Annotated in this window: 21 protein-coding genes and 2 other annotated features; of the genes, 2 read left to right on the top strand and 19 right to left on the bottom strand. The window is 40.8% G+C overall.

The features are described 5' to 3' along the window. Position 1: 1 nt before the first annotated feature. Both pheS and LIT25_19990 read right to left on the bottom strand, forming a co-directional pair. Positions 2-1036: a phenylalanine--tRNA ligase subunit alpha gene (gene pheS, locus LIT25_19985; protein USK32843.1), complete on the bottom strand. Its 1035-nt coding sequence runs from the start codon at positions 1034-1036 to the stop codon at positions 2-4. A 62-nt stretch (positions 1037-1098) separates the two neighbouring features. Beyond that, positions 1099-1341: a binding site (T-box leader), on the bottom strand. A gap of 820 nt (positions 1342-2161) precedes the next feature. Continuing rightward, entirely contained in the window at positions 2162-2920 is a 759-nt protein-coding gene (locus LIT25_19990; protein USK32844.1) for an RNA methyltransferase, read from the bottom strand. Between the two features lie 264 nt (positions 2921-3184). On the opposite strand from LIT25_19990, the gene sspI reads away from it, so the two are divergent. Next, positions 3185-3397 carry a small acid-soluble spore protein SspI gene (gene sspI, locus LIT25_19995; GenBank protein ID USK36348.1) on the top strand — a complete coding sequence of 71 codons (213 nt, stop codon included), beginning with the start codon at positions 3185-3187 and terminating at the stop codon, positions 3395-3397. Between the two features lie 34 nt (positions 3398-3431). Here the strand turns inward: sspI and LIT25_20000 are convergent, their stop codons facing one another. Then, positions 3432-4517 carry a M42 family metallopeptidase gene (locus LIT25_20000; GenBank protein ID USK32845.1) on the bottom strand — a complete coding sequence of 362 codons (1086 nt, stop codon included), beginning with the start codon at positions 4515-4517 and terminating at the stop codon, positions 3432-3434. A gap of 62 nt (positions 4518-4579) precedes the next feature. Further along, entirely contained in the window at positions 4580-5068 is a 489-nt protein-coding gene (locus LIT25_20005) for a dUTP diphosphatase (GenBank protein USK32846.1), read from the bottom strand. Between the two features lie 138 nt (positions 5069-5206). Between LIT25_20005 and LIT25_20010 the strand changes: the two genes are divergently transcribed. Then, the gene (locus LIT25_20010) at positions 5207-5602 is read left to right on the top strand and encodes a sigma-w pathway protein ysdB (protein USK32847.1); all 396 of its coding nucleotides are present in this window, start codon (positions 5207-5209) and stop codon (positions 5600-5602) included. A 6-nt stretch (positions 5603-5608) separates the two neighbouring features. On the opposite strand, the gene LIT25_20015 is transcribed toward LIT25_20010, so the two are convergent. The 15 genes from LIT25_20015 to ytaF form a co-directional block, all read right to left on the bottom strand. Continuing rightward, positions 5609-6217: a VTT domain-containing protein gene (locus tag LIT25_20015; GenBank protein ID USK32848.1), complete on the bottom strand. Its 609-nt coding sequence runs from the start codon at positions 6215-6217 to the stop codon at positions 5609-5611. 56 nt (positions 6218-6273) lie between these two features. After that, entirely contained in the window at positions 6274-6543 is a 270-nt protein-coding gene (locus tag LIT25_20020; protein ID USK32849.1) for a DUF1294 domain-containing protein, read from the bottom strand. Between the two features lie 216 nt (positions 6544-6759). Beyond that, positions 6760-7119, bottom strand: a complete 360-nt coding sequence (gene rplT / locus LIT25_20025; GenBank protein USK32850.1) for a 50S ribosomal protein L20 — start codon at positions 7117-7119, stop codon at positions 6760-6762. A gap of 27 nt (positions 7120-7146) precedes the next feature. Then, on the bottom strand, positions 7147-7347 hold the full coding sequence (gene rpmI, locus LIT25_20030) for a 50S ribosomal protein L35 (protein USK32851.1): 201 nt from the start codon (positions 7345-7347) through the stop codon (positions 7147-7149). 21 nt (positions 7348-7368) lie between these two features. Next, positions 7369-7887 (bottom strand): translation initiation factor IF-3, encoded by a 519-nt coding sequence (gene infC, locus LIT25_20035; GenBank protein ID USK36349.1) that lies wholly within the window; start codon positions 7885-7887, stop codon positions 7369-7371. Positions 7888-7945: 58 nt separating this feature from the next. Continuing rightward, positions 7946-8075: a sequence feature (ribosomal protein L20 leader region), on the bottom strand. A gap of 134 nt (positions 8076-8209) precedes the next feature. Continuing rightward, complete coding sequence (thrS, locus tag LIT25_20040; protein USK32852.1) at positions 8210-10141, bottom strand: threonine--tRNA ligase; 1932 nt, start codon at positions 10139-10141, stop codon at positions 8210-8212. Between the two features lie 495 nt (positions 10142-10636). Next, positions 10637-11461 carry a putative sporulation protein YtxC gene (gene ytxC, locus LIT25_20045; protein USK32853.1) on the bottom strand — a complete coding sequence of 275 codons (825 nt, stop codon included), beginning with the start codon at positions 11459-11461 and terminating at the stop codon, positions 10637-10639. A 216-nt stretch (positions 11462-11677) separates the two neighbouring features. After that, the gene (gene dnaI / locus LIT25_20050) at positions 11678-12613 is read right to left on the bottom strand and encodes a primosomal protein DnaI (GenBank protein ID USK32854.1); all 936 of its coding nucleotides are present in this window, start codon (positions 12611-12613) and stop codon (positions 11678-11680) included. A 19-nt stretch (positions 12614-12632) separates the two neighbouring features. Next, positions 12633-14042 carry a replication initiation and membrane attachment family protein gene (locus LIT25_20055; GenBank protein ID USK32855.1) on the bottom strand — a complete coding sequence of 470 codons (1410 nt, stop codon included), beginning with the start codon at positions 14040-14042 and terminating at the stop codon, positions 12633-12635. A 60-nt stretch (positions 14043-14102) separates the two neighbouring features. After that, entirely contained in the window at positions 14103-14561 is a 459-nt protein-coding gene (nrdR, locus tag LIT25_20060; protein USK32856.1) for a transcriptional regulator NrdR, read from the bottom strand. A gap of 75 nt (positions 14562-14636) precedes the next feature. Then, on the bottom strand, positions 14637-15035 hold the full coding sequence (locus LIT25_20065; GenBank protein USK32857.1) for a cytosolic protein: 399 nt from the start codon (positions 15033-15035) through the stop codon (positions 14637-14639). Between the two features lie 154 nt (positions 15036-15189). Beyond that, positions 15190-15570, bottom strand: a complete 381-nt coding sequence (speD, locus tag LIT25_20070) for an adenosylmethionine decarboxylase (protein USK32858.1) — start codon at positions 15568-15570, stop codon at positions 15190-15192. A gap of 474 nt (positions 15571-16044) precedes the next feature. Next, positions 16045-17067, bottom strand: coding sequence for a glyceraldehyde-3-phosphate dehydrogenase (locus LIT25_20075; protein ID USK32859.1), 1023 nt, complete (start codon positions 17065-17067; stop codon positions 16045-16047). 123 nt (positions 17068-17190) lie between these two features. After that, positions 17191-17796: a dephospho-CoA kinase gene (coaE, locus tag LIT25_20080; GenBank protein USK32860.1), complete on the bottom strand. Its 606-nt coding sequence runs from the start codon at positions 17794-17796 to the stop codon at positions 17191-17193. A gap of 17 nt (positions 17797-17813) precedes the next feature. Continuing rightward, on the bottom strand, positions 17814-18449 hold the full coding sequence (gene ytaF / locus LIT25_20085; GenBank protein ID USK32861.1) for a sporulation membrane protein YtaF: 636 nt from the start codon (positions 18447-18449) through the stop codon (positions 17814-17816). Positions 18450-18453: the final 4 nt, after the last annotated feature.

Consider the following 18453-nt stretch of genomic DNA (forward strand, 5'->3'; position numbering starts at 1 on the left):
TTTATGCTCTTTTAAATTGTTTTAAGAATCGTACATCATTTGTGTAATAGTGGCGAATATCGTCAATGCCGTATTTCAGCATGGCAATGCGCTCAGGTCCCATTCCAAATGCAAATCCGCTGTATTTTTTCGAGTCAAATCCAGCCATTTCAAGCACGTTCGGATGAACCATTCCTGCACCTAAAATTTCAATCCAGCCAGTGCCCTTACATACATTGCATCCATGTCCTCCGCATGCAAAGCATGAAACATCAATCTCGACTGAAGGCTCTGTAAATGGGAAGAAACTTGGGCGCAAACGAATTTCTCTGTCCTCACCAAACATCTTTTTAGCAAAGGCTTCCAGTGTTCCTTTTAAATCGCTCATGCTGATGTTTTCATCAATCACTAACCCTTCAATTTGAGTGAATTGATGAGAATGTGTCGCATCGTCGTTGTCGCGGCGGTACACTTTACCCGGACAAATAATTTTAACAGGACCTTGCCCTTTATACTTTTGCATCGTTCTAGCCTGAACAGGGGATGTGTGTGTACGAAGCAGCGTTTCATCTGTAATGTAGAATGAATCCTGCATATCCCGGGCAGGATGTCCTTTAGGAAGGTTCAATGCTTCAAAGTTAAAATAATCCGTTTCAACTTCAGGGCCTTCTTCTACTGAATAGCCCATTCCGAGGAAAAGATCTTCAATTTCCTCAATAACAGCTGTGATAGGATGATGGTTTCCAGATCGGACCGGGCGTCCAGGAAGAGTTACATCGATTGTTTCTGCTGCCAATTTTTCCTCAACCGCAGCTTCCTCCAGTCCCTCCTGTTTTGCTGCAATGCTTGTTGCAATGCTTTCGCGGACCTCATTTGCAAGGGCACCCATTAACGGACGCTCTTCTGCAGATAGTTTTCCCATACCGCGAAGCGCTTCTGTAATCGGTCCTTTTTTGCCTAAGTATGAGACACGGATGTCATTCAGGCTTTTTAAATCATTAGCAGTTTGTATTTTTTCAAGTGCTTCTAACTGAAGCTGTTTCAGTTGCTCCTGCATGCTGTTTCCTCCTTTATTTCAAATGATTGCTCATTTTTTTCCAAAATAAAAAACCCGCCCCAAAAAGGGACGAGTTGAATATCGCGGTACCACCCTTGTTAACAGCCCAAAAAGAAACAGCTGTTCACTTCGTTCTAAGATAACGGAATTGATCCGGAACATCTTTACATTCAAAAACCGAATGGTCCTGATGCCAGCTAAAGAGGTGAATTCATTTACTGCTGTCAAAAAAATGCTCTCAGTCACCGGCATTTTCTCCCTGATTGACGCTCCCGTAAACTACTCTTCTCTATCATCGCTGTTAGAGTATGTAACTGTATCTTATTATAATGAAAAGAATATGTTCATGCAACACCGAAAAGCGGAACCGACTGATCAGACCCGACAGACAGATAAGAAATCACCCGAAAAGTCCGGGTTTGACTTTTTGGGGGATTTTGTTCTGGCCGAGGGGCTAGGAGGTGAAGCTGGACATCTCGAAAAGCGGAATCGCCGTTTAGCTCCGACAGACAGATAAGGATCCGACAGAAAAGGCGCTTTTTGACTTTACTGGCGGATCCGTTCTGGCCGAGGAGCTGGGTGATGGAGCTGGACAACACCGAAAAGCGGAACCGACTGATCAGACTCGGGCAGACAGATAAGAAATCACCCGAAAAGTCCGGGTTTGACTTTTTGGGGGATTTTGTTCTGGCCGAGGGGCTAGGAGGTGAAGCTGGACATCTCGAAAAGCGGAATCGCCGTTTAGCTCCGACAGACAGATAAGGATCCGACAGAAAAGGCGCTTTTTGACTTTACTGGCGGATCCTTTCTGGCCGAGGAGTTGGGCGATGGAACTGGACAAAACCGCGAAAAGCGGCATGCCATCTAAAATCTCTAATATAACTGCCAATTCAGCTCAGATTGGGATGAACAATTAGCCGAATTTGGAGTTTTATTAGCCAAAACTTCATATTTTCTAGCGGAAATTCCGTTTTATTTAGCGGATTTTGGAGTTATTTTAGCCGTTCATTTTTTTGATGCAGCCTATTTTTTATTAATTCATCCGTTTTGTTTTAAATTTAGCAAAAAGGCTGATTTATTAGCCGGACCCGCCGCAATATATTAGGAGTTGATAAAATCCCGTTCTTATTGATCCCCTATACAATGATACAAAAGAATGCCTGCTGCAATTCCTGCATTTAAGGATTCTGCTTTTCCTAGAATCGGAATGTACAGATTTTGATCAGTGAGCTGTAGATATTCTTTATTTACTCCGCTTCCCTCATTGCCAATAAGCAGACCAAATGAAGCTGCTGCTTCGGTTTTGCGGTAATCAACACCATTTTGAAGCGAGGTTCCGTATATAGAGACATTTTGCAGTTTAAGCTCTGAGATTGCCTCATTCAATTTTCTTTTTACAATTGGAATATGAAAAATTGATCCCTGACTGGAACGGACAACCTTTGAATTGTATGCATCCACAGTTCCGTCTCCAAGAATGACTCCATCCATCCCTGCTGCATCTGCAGTCCTGATGATTGTTCCCAGATTGCCCGGGTCCTGAATGGCATCTATCAGCACGACCTTTTTCCAGGCACTGATTTCGTGCTTTTCTGATTGAAAACAGACTGCAGCTGCACCCTGTGGCGATTCTGTTTCAGAGATAGCTTTCATGATTTCTTTCGTTACATATATAATCGGCAGATCATCCGCATTCCAATGAGATGGAATGGATGCTTCTTCTGAAATGATCAATTCTTTAATCACTGATTTATCTTTTAAGGCTTCTTCTACTAAATGCAAGCCTTCAATTAAAAATGTATTCGTTGTGTCTCGTTCTTTTTTGGTATGTAATTTACGCCACTGCTTTACCTTTTGATTTTGTACAGATTCAATTCGTTTCACGAGTACTGCTCCTTTATAGCTGCTTTTCATCTATTTAATTATTGGATCTTTTAATATTCTGCTTTTATCTTTTGTCCAGCTGCACTGCCAAAAGACTTCGCCATAAAAGTCATAACCGGGCTTTTATAGCTGAGCTTTATCTATCTGTCTGAGTTAAACGGGCGATATCACTTTTCTTTATTATATCTTATAAAACATACATAAAAAACACAAACTAACACAGGATATAGATAGGTAAATATTATATGATGTGGAGTGATTATGTTGGATTTAAATCTAAGAAATGCCATTATCTCAAATGTATCAGGCAATGACCAAGGTCAGCTTGAGGATACGATTGTAGATGCGATTCAAAACGGCGAAGAAAAAATGCTTCCTGGCTTAGGCGTTCTGTTCGAAGTGATCTGGCAGAATTCCAGCGAAGATGAGAAAAATGAAATGCTGACGATTCTTGAAGAAGGTTTAAAGAAGAAATAAATGCTGGGCAGACTGCCCAGCATTTTTATGTTATTTAATCAAAGGTAATCGTTTTAACGGTGTCTTCGTCTAAACGTTTAATAACCTCAGTAATTAATTTCACTGCATTTTCATAATCATCCCGATGCAGCATGGCAGCATGAGAGTGGATATATCTAGTAGCAATCGTAATGGAAAGAGCAGGAACACCATTCGCTGTCATATGGATTGCGCCTGAATCTGTTCCTCCGCCTGCAATCGCGTCAAATTGATATGGGATGCTGAGTTCATCGGCAACACCGACAACAAAATCACGCAATCCTTTATGAGACACCATTGATGCGTCATAAAGAATAATTTGCGGACCTTCACCCATTTTACTTGATGCTTCTTTCTCTGAAATTCCTGGTGTATCACCAGCGATTCCAACATCAACGCCAAATCCAATATCAGGCTGTATCGCATGTGCCGACGTACGTGCTCCGCGAAGCCCTACTTCTTCTTGAATCGTACCCACACCATATACAACGTTTGGATGTTCAGCATCTTTCAGTCCTTTTAGGACATCAATTGCAATTGCACAGCCGATGCGGTTATCCCACGCTTTCGCAAGCAGCATCTTTTGATTGTTCATAACCGTAAATTCAAAATACGGGACGATTTGATCTCCAGGCAAGACACCGAACTCCATTGCTTCTTCACGGCTTGATGCCCCTATATCAATAAACATATCTTTAATGTCGACCGGTTTTTTTCTCACTTCAGGAGGAAGGATGTGCGGCGGTTTAGAACCGATAACACCTGTAACATCCCCTTTTTTTGTAGTGATCGTCACACGCTGTGCAAGCATAACCTGTGACCACCATCCGCCTACCGTCTGAAAACGAAGAAATCCTTTATCATCAATTTGCGTGACCATAAAGCCAACTTCATCTAAGTGGCCGGCAACCATAATTTTCGGGCCGCCTTCTTTGCCTGTTTTTTTGGCGATTAAGCTCCCAAGACCATCTGTCGTAACCTCATCGGCATATGCCGTTATGTATTTCTTCATGACTTCTCTCGGCTCTCTTTCATTGCCGGGAATGCCTTTTGCATCTGTTAAATCTTTCAGCATCTGCAGTGTTTCATCTAATTTCGCCATTCATTTACCTCCCTCTTTTACTATTTCCTATTATACTAAACGCTGGAAAGTAATTCAAAATCTTAATAGCCCTGTTTTTGACGATCATGGTTTACTTCATTCTTTTTAACATAAGCAGTCTCAACTTCTTCAGCCGAAAATCCAAGAACTTTTCCAAGCAAAAGGTACTGCTGAAACATTTCAAGATAGTGTGCTTCAGAATGGCTTTTTTCAAACTGCGCTATCTTTTCATATACATGAACAAAATGTGCTGTTAAAGAAATTTCCTCATCGAGCAATTCAAATTCATACCCCTCTGTCATGCCAATCTCAATTCCAAGCGATAAAATGAAATGTATGCCATCTACATACTCCTCAAGAATGACGCTTGTTTCAGCTGGAGGTTTTAAACTCCAAAATTTAAAGCACCTTGTTTCATTGGCAAGTTCGCCAACTTCAACTAGCAAAGCTAAAATTTTCTTTTCAAGCAGCGGTTCCTCTTCCAGGCCGTGCTGTTTTTCAATTTTCAAATCAAGGTTCTTCTGCATCTCAAACAATTTCAAAAAATTCACTGTTCATCACTCCTATACTCCGCCAAGTTTACCACTTACACTTGTTTACTTCAAAAAAATTTAATCATACATAAAAAAACTGAAACCTTATGAATGCTTCAATCGTATTGTAACAAAATACGTTTGGGAGGCACTGCCATGATAGTAATCCTGTTACGATTACTTTTGCTTGTTCTTTTTGTCTTTGTCCTATATTCCCTTGCAAAATATGTGCTGAATCCCAAGCGGAGGCTTGAGCTTGCACAAGAAAAAAAGCAGTTTTTTCTGCTTGATGAACGTGACAACGTGCGCAAAAACTTCTTGTTAACTTACAAGGGTGTTTTGTTCGAAGGCGAGAAATACCTTGGAACAACAGATCAGGCGTTTGAGGTTGTATCCATCTTTATTTGGACCGGCACCCTAAGTAAACTTCAAGGGCTCTCCCTCTCTGATTTTGAATTTGTAGAAGAAAAAGTGAGGGAACGATATCCTCATGCTGCTCTTAATTGGAAAAGTCCCGTGAAAGAATTCTTGTTAAAAAGCCAAAAGCCGTGACAGAGGTCACGGCTTTTGCATGGTTTTTGCAAAAAAATCATGCCATTTAATAATTACTCTTTTTTCTCTCAGCAAATAGACAAATAAAATCAGCGTTCCAATTAATACAATTGTTGTAACAAGAGAGAATTTCCCAAAGTATGCCCCGAAGGATGTAAAACAAAAAGCTGCAGGTATATGAGTCCAAAAAGAAAGCTTTGCGTAGTCTTTAAATGAAGTCGACCGATCAAGGATACATAACGATAAAATGGAAAAGTTAACGAACGGGATCATTCTGAGAACAATAATTTGCCCTACAGAAAGTCTTGTATAGTTTCCAAGCCATTTTTTCTTTAACCCTGAAAAACGCTCCAAAAAAGAAGGAAATTGTTTTGATAGGGTATAAAAACTTATGCTTGCGACAGTAAGGCCAATAATGGAATAAAAGGTCCCAAATTGAGTGCCGAATAAAATTCCGCCAATGATGCAGATGACAACTACAGGAATGAATAAAAATTGCCTTAAAATGTGCATAAAGATAAAAAAAAGCGGGGCTAGAAAGCCTGTTGACTGAACCGTTGAAACGACTGCAGAAGTTGCAAGATCGATTGTCCTCACCTCTTTCGTGCAGTTCATAAGATGACTTTTTGTGAGAATCGTGTGTACTAAATTGTATCTAATTCAATGGAGGATTATGACATCTTATATAAAAAATAGCCGAACAGGACGAGATGAATAATCATTAAAGCAGGCAGACCGACAACAAAAGATTGATGCTTCGTTTTGTGCCTGAACGCGTTCATTCCAATTGTCAGCCCGACCGCTCCCCCAATGAAGCCAATAAGCCAAAGATTGCTTTCTTTAATTCTCCATTGTCCCTTTTTAGCTTTATTTTTATCTGCTCCCATTAAATAAAAGCCGTAAATATTCAGCAAGATGTAATAACTGATCAAAAGCGCCATCATCATCATCCTTTCTATAAGAAAAGTGCAAGTGCTTGTTTAGCTCTGGCATGACAGATCAGCAGCAAAGTCCGATTTTGACTATTTTGACGGATTTGTTCTGGCCGAGGATCTAGGCTTGCCATCAATGCTTAAAATTATATACTTTCTTATCTTCTTTAAAATAATGAGAAAAAAGGCCATTCTCAAACGGTGAGAATGACCTTTCTGAAGCGATTAGCTGTTTAATTTTGCTTTAGCAGCGTCTGCTAATTGAGCGAATGCTTGAGCATCAGTTACAGCAAGCTCAGCAAGCATTTTGCGGTTTACTTCGATGCCAGCAAGCTTTAAACCATGCATTAAACGGCTGTAAGAAAGACCATTCAAGCGAGCAGCTGCGTTGATACGAGTAATCCAAAGCTGACGGAAATCGCGTTTTTTCTGACGGCGATCGCGGTAAGCATACATTAATGATTTCATTACTTGCTGGTTAGCAACTTTGTATAATGTATGTTTTGAACCGTAATAACCTTTAGCTAATTTAAGAACTTTTTTACGTCTTTGACGTGAGACAGTACCGCCTTTTACTCTTGGCATGTCAATTCCCTCCTATGTGAAAACGAATTATTTAATATTATCTAATAAATGACGGATGCGTTTGAAGTCGCCTTTGCTTACTAAAGTGCCTTTGCGAAGTTTGCGTTTTGCTTTTGTAGATTTGTTAGCAAATAAATGGCTAGTGTAAGCGTGTGAACGTTTTAATTTACCTGATCCAGTCTTTTTGAAACGCTTTGCAGCGCCGCGATGAGTTTTCATTTTTGGCATAAGGTATTCCTCCTCGTATCTTTACTTTTCTACTTTAGGTGCTAGAACCAAGAACATGCTGCGTCCATCCATTTTCGGATGAGACTCAATTGTACTTAAATCTTCACAAGCTTTAGAAAAACGGTCTAAAACACGTTGACCAATTTCTTTATGAGTGATTGCACGGCCTTTAAAACGGATAGAAGCTTTCACTTTGTCTCCTTTTTCTAGGAACTTGCGTGCATTCTTAAGTTTTGTGTTAAAATCATGCTCATCAATTGTCGGGCTGAAGCGAACCTCTTTAATACTGATGATCTTTTGATTTTTACGTGCTTCTTTATCTTTCTTTTGCTGCTCAAAACGGAATTTGCCGTAGTCCATAATACGACATACAGGTGGTTTCGCGTTTGCAGCAACTAAAACTAAATCAAGATTCGATCTGGCAGCAATCTCAAGCGCCTCTTGGCGAGATTTAATTCCAAGCTGGTCGCCATTTGCACCAATCAGACGAACCTCACGAGCGCGAATTCCATCGTTTACCATCATGTCTTTGCTAATAATTAGCCACCTCCAAGGATTTTTAACTGAACAGATGAATTGTTTGTGCTACACTTTCTTGAAAAACAAAAAAGTGTGGGCGCACAAAACACCCACACTACGATTTAGTATACTAAGTATATATAGTCGTAAACCTGCAGACTGCAATGATGCGTCGATCAGGTGAGAAGCGGGTGCTTCTGCTTGCAAGACAAACTTCTATTCAATTACCCTGCAAATTATATCACGAAAAAATTTCCGCTGTCAAGTCATGCTGGTTTTATTGCAACAAAATGAATTGTATCAAACATTTACTGGATGTGCAATACTTTTTTTCTAGAAGATTTTATCTCTTCACTTCTTTTACGATTCCTTCGATAAATTCTTTAAGAGCAATTGTCTCTGATTTTTGTTCTCCGTATTTGCGGACATTAACGGCAGATTCAGCCGCTTCATTGTCACCGACAACAAGCATATAAGGTGTTTTCTGAATTTGCGCCTCTCGGATTTTATAGCCGATCTTTTCATCGCGTGCGTCAAGCTCTACGCGGATTCCTTCAGCCTGCAGCAGTTCTTGAACTTTTTTTGCATAATCAAGGTGCACAGAAGGTGAAACTGGAATCACCTGCACTTGTGTCGGAGCGAGCCAAGTCGGGAAAGCCCCTTTGTATTCTTCAATCAAGAATGCAACAAAGCGTTCCATTGTTGATACTACCCCGCGGTGAATAACAACTGGGCGGTGCTGTTTGCCGTCCTCGCCGACATAATTTAAATCAAAACGCTCCGGCAATAAGAAGTCAAGCTGAACAGTAGAAAGCGTTTCATCTTTTCCAAGCGCTGTGCGGACTTGTACATCAAGCTTTGGACCATAAAAAGCTGCTTCGCCGTCTGCTTCAAAATAATCAAGCTGAAGCTCATCCATTGCTGACTTCAGCATGCTTTGAGCTTTTTCCCACATCGCATCATCATCAAAGTATTTTTCCTTATCCTCTGGATCGCGGTAAGAAAGACGGAATGAATAATCATCGATTCCAAAATCTTTATATACTTCTTCAATCAATCTCACAACTCGGATAAACTCGTCTTTAATTTGATCCGGACGGACAAAGATATGTGCATCATTAAGTGTCATCGCACGCACGCGCTGAAGCCCGCTGAGTGCACCTGACATTTCATAGCGGTGCATTGTACCCAGCTCGGCTACACGGATTGGAAGCTCGCGGTAACTGTGAATATCATGCTTGTAAACCATCATGTGATGCGGACAGTTCATTGGACGAAGAACTAAATCCTCATTATCCATAGACATTGCAGGGAACATGTCATCCTGGTAATGATCCCAGTGACCTGATGTTTTGTACAGCTCCACACTTCCCAGAACAGGAGTGTAAACGTGCTGATAGCCCAGGCGCTCTTCTTTATCCACAATGTAGCGCTCGACGATGCGCCGGATTGTCGCACCTTTTGGAAGCCAGATCGGGAGACCCTGACCTACTTTTTGTGATGTAGTGAATAAGCTCAGTTCTTTTCCCAGCTTGCGGTGATCGCGCTCTTTCGCTTCTTCTAATAAACGAAGATGCTCATCTAAGTCAGCTTTTTTAATAAAAGCTGTGCCATAAATGCGCTGCAGCATTTTATTGTTGCTGTCTCCGCGCCAGTATGCACCCGCTACACTTAAAAGTTTAAACTCTTTTAATTTTCCAGTTGAAGGAACATGAATTCCGCGGCAAAGATCGAAAAATTCACCCTGCTCGTAGATTGTCACCTTTTCGCCTTCTGGGATAGCATCAAGCAGTTCTAGTTTCAGGTTATCGCCAATCTCTTCATAGATGGCTTTTGCTTCTTCCCGCGTTACTTCCTTGCGGACAACCTCAATGTTTTCATTGATGATTTTTTTCATTTCTTTTTCTATTGCCGGAAGATCTTCAACAGAAATCGATTGGTCCATATCAATGTCATAATAGAATCCATTCTCGATAACCGGTCCAATTCCAAGCTTCACATCTTTGTAGATCCTTTTTATAGCCTGCGCGAGTACATGTGCAGAACTGTGACGGATAATCTCTAATGCATCAGAACTGTCCAATGTGACAATTTCAATGCTGCCATCTTGATCGATTGGTGTTTTCAAGTCAATTAATTCACCATTGAATTTACCTGCCAATGATTTTTTTCTAAGCCCCGGGCTGATGGATGCCGCAATATCTTCAGTTGTTGTGCCTGCCTGATATTCCTTTACAGCTCCGTCCGGAAATGAAATTTTTACAGCGTCTGACATCCTTGTCACTCCTTAAATATAATTTTTAAAAAAATAAAAAACTCGTCCCTATAGTAAGGGACGAGTGATTATTCGCCGTGGTTCCACCCTTGTTTCCATCCACAAAGTACAGTGAATGGCTCAAAAAAATCTGTAACGGGAATACCCGTCAGCAATTACTGGGCAGCATGCCTTTCAAAGCTGAAGTTTAGAGGTGGTAAGCGAGTTATTCATGCCAGGAAGCTCTCAGCCGTGACTTCCCTCTCTTTGCGCCGTGATAACACCCTCATGTCCTCATCGTAACTTATCATGTATTTACTACGTATTATAGAATCATTTCCTGGGGAAATCAAGATTATTCAGCTTTTTTTTATAAGATAAGATAGTATCCGCATTGGTGTCTGGCTCCGTCTCCCAACTCCTCGGCCAGAACAAATCCGCCAAAAAGTCAAACCCGGACTTTTCTGCCTGATTCTTATCTGTCATGCCTGAGCTAAACGGGCGTTTCCGCTTTTCTTAAATACCGGCCATTATTCTGGGATAAATGTTTACCCGCTCCAAAAAAATATTCTGTATTGTCCGTACCATGCCAAAGTCTGGTGAATCGGTATATAAATGAATTTTGTTTGGAGCGATTGACACCAGCGGCGCCAAAAGCGAGGCATCAATGTACATAGGATGCTGATGAATAAAAGACCTGTCAATATACTTCATCAGCTCATCCTGGCTCAGTTCAGCAAAATGTTCATTGTAAACTGTCAGCTCTTTTTCATGCACGATGTGAAGCACGTTCACTTTCGTTTTCCTGTTCATGGCATAATCTCTTAAACTTTGAATAAATGTCTGATATTCCTGCTCGAGCTTGTACTCTTCGATCGCAATCTCAATATATTTATTTAAACGCTCCACATACTGGTGAAGACGGAATTTTATAAAGGATGGAAGAGCAAAAGACAGATTAGGCCTGATGAAATCGGCCAGAGCTTCATAGATGGGAGTTTCCCTTAGCGGAAGCTGATCAACTTTCGGAATCTCGCTGCGTTCTCCTTCAATAATCGCCTCGGCAATATGTATTATTTGCTGCTGTTCCTCCGGCTCTTGAAAATAGAATTTGTCTTTGATGATGGACAGCATCAGGTGAGATTCTTTGTACTTCAGGATGTAGCGGACGATCACCGGAATCAGAAGGACGTTAATCATCTCACCTGGATCATTGCTTACAATCTGGATTCCATGTTCCTTTATTCTAACAATCTCGGCTTTCCATTTATCACGCTCATGATCAAGCATATTGTGGACTGTTTCTGCTTCATGCGGAGAATTGAAAAATATTTCGATCATGGTTGTCCCCCCTTTTTAGCCAATACCTGATTTCATGTATATGGCGGAGAACCGTTAAATAGAATCGTTTTTTAAAGGAATTAGAAAAGCGCAAGCGCCATTCCGGTCTGATCGAGGATCTGTGCGATCCGCCTGCCATCAAATCGCAGCATTTTTACTTTCTTAAAAATAAATAAAAAACACAGTCCCTGTAGAACTGTGTCTTGCACTGCTTATTTATCTCTCCCGCCAATTTCGTCCTTTTAACTCATAAGGATCGGCAAGATATTTAATTCTCTCCATGATCCGCGCTGATTTGACAGGTTCTTCTTCCCCGCGCTGTGTAACACTTAAATGACTCTGCAGATCTTTCATGCTGAAGTTTGATGTGAAAAATGTCGGAAGATTTTCAAGCATGCGATATTGAAGAATAGAGCCTAATATATCATCCCGAATCCAGCTGGACATCGCTTCTGCGCCAATGTCATCGAGCATAAGCACTTTCACTTTTTTAACGGCATCAATCTTGTCTTCAAGTGAATTGTCATGGAGTGAGCTCTTCAGCTCTCTCATAAATTCGGGAACATAGACGAGCATGGAAGGGATTTTTTTCTTGGCGAGCTCGTTCGCAATGGCTCCAAGTATATAGGTTTTGCCGACTCCAAACGAACCGTATAGATACATTCCCTTTACATGTTTTCCTGCTTCATATTCTTCGCTGAAGCTAAGCACCATATTGACAACTCTTATTCTGCTGTCTTCTTTAAGGTCAATATCTTCAAGTTTCGCATTAAGAATATCACGGGGAATAAACATGGATTTAATTAAAGCCTGATGTTTTTTCCGTTCATCCTCCGCTTCCTTCATTGGACAAACCTCATATTTTAAATCAATCGTTTTTCCCTGAAGAATGAGCTGAGGATGATACCCCTCAACTAAATTCTTGCACTCTGACAGGCTTGGGCAATCTGCACACCGCTTGCTTTGGCCGATATATTCATACAGCTTGATTAGACTTCTGTTAATCATCTCATCGTTAATTTCTGTACGATGTTCACTCAGAAATTTTTGAATATCGGGATTCTTCATAATTTGTGCTTTCATCGCACTCATCCGTTTTTGAAAATCCTCACGGCCCGCAAGTCCGCTTAACGTTTTATTTATCGATTCCACTTGGATTCACCTCCAATTGTTAATCTGACTGCTGCTGTCTGTATTGTTTTATTTTTTCTTCAAGCCTTTTCCGCTCAAGATCCACTTCTGTTTGGTTGATTTCTTCTTTTGGATCGGGTTTTTCCAGGTCTTCTTTAAGCCACTGAGGAAGCTTCTCTTTCCGTATCAGCTTTCTGCCTGTTTTAGAAACGGTTTTCTTTTCGGCCCACTCCTGGTATTGGCGATGCTCCTGCTTTGCGAGCTCCATAGCTGATTTCACAGTGGATACTTGTTTTCTTGCCCAGTGACTTGCAATTTTTTGCACATACGTTTTCGATAGCTTCATATCTGTTTTTAACATAACATAGTAAATTAAAACATTGACGACGCCAGGATGAAGCTTTTGCTTAAACATCACTTCTTCAACGATCTGTAAATCTGCAGCTGCCGGCTCAATTCCGTCTGCCAGATCCATTAAAAATTGCTTTGGCGATATTGAATCCAGCTGTCTGATCAGCATTTCCTCCTGAGACAGTTCTTTTTTTGAGGAAGTATCAGATCTTAGTAAAACCGGCTGGGTTTTATCGGCAAGTGCAGGCAATTTTTCGCCGTGTTCAAACTGATACCAGTCTCTTGCAGCTTTTCTCAAACTGTCGATCTGGATTGTTTCATTTGCGTCAATTGCATTCATCACGACATTTTTCATTTCCATTGCACCTATGCCATACAAGTAAGAAAGCTTTTTAATGGTTTCTTTCACTTTCTTTGTTATGGATTTTCTGGGAATGACAGCTTCAGACAAACCTGCAAAAAATAAATCAAAATCAAACACTTCATCTGTCATCTGAGGCGATGCGGCTTCTCCAGAATGATAAAATTCTGATCCTTTTTCAGGTTCAAGGTCTTCCTGCACCTCATCTGTAAGTCTGGAAATCATTTCACTCGGCTGAAGAGATTTAAATACCTCATTAAACGGCCTGGTAATCTGGACAAGATCAGAAGACAGACTGCTGTCTGCAAAAAACTTTTTCAGCTGATTGTATTTGTTTTTCCCTACGCGATTATATAAATAAATGTTTAATACCCCATCCTGAAAAAAATCAGCAGGCTTTAGGGGAGGCATTAATTCGTAGATGTACAGCTTTGTGTCACTTTGTTCCTTTTGATACGTTTTTAATAATCCTATGCCCTCAAGTTTAATCCGCTCTTCATAGATTTCTCTCAGGTTGCTTTGCATGAGGGACATCAGTCCATGATGTGTCGTTTCTTCGCTCCACATCCGGTCCTGTTCAAGCTCCGCCCAAAGCGTCATATAAAGACCATAGCATTTTGCACCTAATAGCGGCTGATAAAGCAGCGTCAAAACTTTCCTGTCAAAATCCTGCAGGACACCATTCATTTTGACCAAATACCGATCAACAGGCAATAACTGATTCCAATGCTTGTCCATTACTTTCCCTCTATTTCATAAGTTGAAAAAAGAGCCTGAAGCGATTCCTTCACGAGCTCTTTATTTCACCTTTTTAATCAGCTCTGATAACTCTTGAATGAAAACATTGATATCTTTAAATTGACGGTAAACTGAAGCAAACCGGACGTATGCAACTTCATCAACGTGCGCAAGTCTGTCCATTACCATCTCGCCAATATCTTCACTGTTTACTTCTGAGATTCCTTGATTTCTTAATTCCTTTTCAATATCCTGGACGATTTCCTCTAAGTTCGTAAGAGGCACAGGGCGTTTTTCGCAAGCCTTAATCAAGCCCCGCAGAATTTTGTCCTTGCTGAACTCTTCTCTAACGCCTTCTTTTTTCACAACAATCAGAGGAATTTCTTCCACTTTTTCAAAGGTTGTGAACCGATATTGGCATTCCTCGCATTCACGTCGTCTTCGAATCGATTTCCCTTCATCAACAGGCCGAGAGTCAAGCACTCTTGTTCCATTATGCTGACATGTTGGACATTTCATACTACCAGCTCCAATCCAAAAGCATCAGGGTTGTTTCTTTATTTTTTTATGAAAATAAATGACATGCTGCAAGAATCACTTTGGATTCAGTCCGGTTCCTATAAACGGCAGTGCCTTGTTCAGCTTTTCATAGGCATCAATAATCAGCTTTCGGCTGAATCCGAAATCGCTTGCCAATCTAGTGTCTGCTGATACATTAAAATCAATAGCTGTTTCATAAGGTCTCACCGAAACGATGGTTATAATCATCAATGCTTTTTTCGGCTTGTCAATCACAATGCTGATTTCGCCTCGATCTTCTGAAACTGATGTAACCGTCGCACCGGGCTGTTTGCTGAATGTATTTTCAACAGCTTCAATTGCCTTTTTTGCAGTTGTTTTATAATAATGGCTTTTTAATGCGTCGTCATAATGATTTTCGGATGTTTCTTGATCTGTAGAAAGAAAAACCTTCATTTTTCGCAGCATGCTCATAGTCGAAGTAAAGCTCCTTTTATTGTTTTCTATATGTAAACTTGTAATTCTTAGACAAAAGTGCAGGTGTTTTATAATAAAATAGCATTTCTGAAACATAAGAAAAAAGAGGTGCAGCTGCACCTCTTTTATTTTACATTAAAATGATTCATCATTAAAGAGCTTTTACTTGAGCTTGTTTAACTTGTACAGGACCCATGCCGCGCGGAATTTCAATATTCTCGCGAGTTTGTGCTCCAAGAGCTTCTGCAATGTAGTCTGCAGCAATATTTGGATTTAAGTCACCGCATGTGTAAACATCGATGCTTGCATATCCGTGCTCAGGGAAGCTGTGGATGGTTAAATGCGATTCAGAGATGATAACAACTCCGCTTACACCTTGTGGAGCAAATTTATGAAAGGCAACCTCGCGTACTTCGGCACCTGATTTTAAAGCAGCATTTACAAACGTTTTTTCAATGTATTCCATGTCGTTCAGCTTATCAAAGTCGCATCCCCATAATTCTGAGATAACGTGTCGTCCCATTGTTTCCATTTTTAATGGATCCCCCTTTAGCAAAATTAGTTTACATGAATTCTTCGCAAATGGTTTGTTCAACTACCACGGGGGAAAGTTAGTCCAAAGAGGTCCTAACCCTTTAAGTAGCCACAAGGCCGTGCTTAGTAAGAAGTTCACGAAAAATAGTATACTTCCTTTAGTTTCTTTTTGCAACAAACTTTTTTTAAAAAAACTGCAGCACAGTTTCTCACATGAACCGCAGAGCCCTCCAAAACTGATTTTAGAGAAGCCCATTTTTTCGAAATATCCTCTTTTTTTTGTTGTGATGGTTAAATTTATGAAACTGTGAACGTTTGTTTTAACCGCTTAATGCGGATTTATAACCTTATCTGGACGCATAGAGCTGCTTCACATTCGTTAATCCATCTATTCACATTCCCCAAGCTCAGGTTCATTAGACATTAAAAAAAACAGGCTGTCAGCGCAGCCTGTTTCCATCTTATCATCCTATTAAACTGCAGACAGCCGCTTCATTTTTGAAGCAACAAACTGAACTAGGTCAACGACTCTGCAAGAATATCCCCATTCATTGTCATACCAGGCCAGCACTTTTATTTTTCGGCCCGCCATCACAATTGTTGATAAACCATCAATGATTGCAGAGTGGGGGTTTGTATTGAAATCTACAGAAACAAGCGGTTCTGTCGTGAAGTCCAGCACTCCTTGCAAAGGACCGCTTGCAGCAGTCATAAATGCAGAACTTACTTCTTCAACCGTTACATCCCTCTTGACATCCACCACAAGATCTACAAGCGAAACATTAGGTGTTGGCACTCTGAGCGCCATCCCATGCAGTTTTCCCTGAAGATGCGGCAATACGAGTGACAGTGCCTTTGCTGCTCCTGTCGTTGTTGGAATTATGGACTGGCCGCAGGATCTTGCTCTGCGAAGGTCTTTATGAGGGTTATCTATGTTTTTTTGATCATTTGTGTAAGCATGTACTGTCGTCATTAATCCGTTTTCAATTCCGAATTGCTCGTCAAGTACTTTTACAACTGGCGCGAGACAGTTTGTTGTGCAAGAAGCATTTGAAATAATGACGTGCTGATCATTATTGTAAGCCTCTTCATTTACTCCCATCACAATTGTTACATCTTCGTTTTTGCCGGGTGCCGTCAGGACTACTTTTTTAGCCCCTGCTTGTACATGGTACATGGCTTTTTCGCCGTCATTGAACTTACCTGTTGCTTCAATGACGATATCAATATCCATCAATCCCCATGGCAAATCCCTGGGATCTCTGAAATTTAACAGCTGGATTTTTTGTCCATTTACAAGTAGATAATCATCGAATGGAATAACTTCTCCCTCGAATTTCCCGTGATTTGTATCATATTTTATCATGTGCGCCAACGTCTCAGCCGGATAACTGGCGTTAATCGCTACAATCGATAAATCCTCTTCAAAGATTGCTTTTCTAAATACCATTCTCCCAATGCGACCAAAACCGTTAATGGCAATCTTCGCTTTCATACCATTACCCCTTCCGGATTATGTGATATACTAATATATGCTCAATTTCATAAATAGTATATCACATTTAACTAGTAATAGGATGATTAATTTCGTTTTTTTTCAAAAAAAAAGAATCAGGCTTCAAATAGAAGCAAGATTCCATTTTTTCATTAACTCTTTAAATTGTCTTTTCGTAGACTGAAGCGAGCCATTGTTATCGATCACTTCATCTGCTTTGTCCTTCTTATCCTTCAGAGGCAGCTGTGACTGTATTCGCCACTCGGCTTCCTGTTTTGTCAATTGATTCCGGTTCATTAGACGCTCAAGCTGCACATGGGGATCAACATATACGACAACTGTTACGTCTGCCATATGTGCTAAATTGCTTTCGAATAAGAGAGGAATATCGAGCACAACCGCAGGCTCATTTCTTCTTTCGGCATCCTCTTTTTGTTTCAGCATTTCCCTGCGGACTGCAGGATGAACGATGCCGTTCAATTTTTTTCGCTCTGTTTCATCTTGAAAGACGATGCTGCCTAACTTTTCACGGTCAATTGCACCATCATCTTTTAAGATGCTGCGCCCAAATGTTTCTACCACTGAATGGTAAGCAGGTTCTCCTGCTTCCACTACTTGTTTGGCGATTACATCTGCATCTATTACCGGTATATTTGCATCCTTGAACATGTTTGAGACTGTGCTTTTTCCGCTGGCTATGCCTCCAGTCAATCCAATCGCCAATGTCACTTTGAATCCCCCTTCCCCTACAGCTTCCAGATGCCTAAAATAATCAGCAGGACACCTGGTAAAAAAGTGAGTTTATCCATCCAGGCAAACCGTGAAAAGAGATGGCCTGATTTTATCCCAAACGCTACAAACAATGAGCTCATAACAGCTACCAGCAAGCTTGTTAATATAGGCGAATATCCTAAAAGAGCAGCTCCAATTCCTGCTCCAAATGCATCAAGTGATAACGCAAAACCCAGCAGCAGGGCCTCTACTCCTGTAATGGTTCCTGATTTATCAATATCCGCCGCAGTAGGCCTGCTTAATATATTAATCACGATTCCGAACGTTTTAATCTCTAAGTTGAGCAGTGTTTTCTCCGATTCTTCCTGCGTCATTTCTTTTACCGGCCGGAAAAACTGATAAAGAACCCACGCTCCAATGGCAATTAGGATTATGCCTCCAAGTTTTCCAGTCAGGCTATGGGGGAGAAATGACGTAAGCAGATGACCTGCTCCCATCGCTAAAAGCAAAGTCACTGCCGAACAGCAGGCAATAATAACGATTGATTTAAACGGCATGCTCATTTTTCTTAATCCATAAGTAAACCCGACTGAAAAACTATCCAAACTTACTGCAAATGCCAATAAAAAGAGTGATGCAGCTGCAACCATAAAC

The sequence above is a fragment of the Bacillus sp. F19 genome (assembly GCA_023823795.1).
Taxonomy (GTDB): Bacteria; Bacillota; Bacilli; order Bacillales; family Bacillaceae; genus Bacillus_P.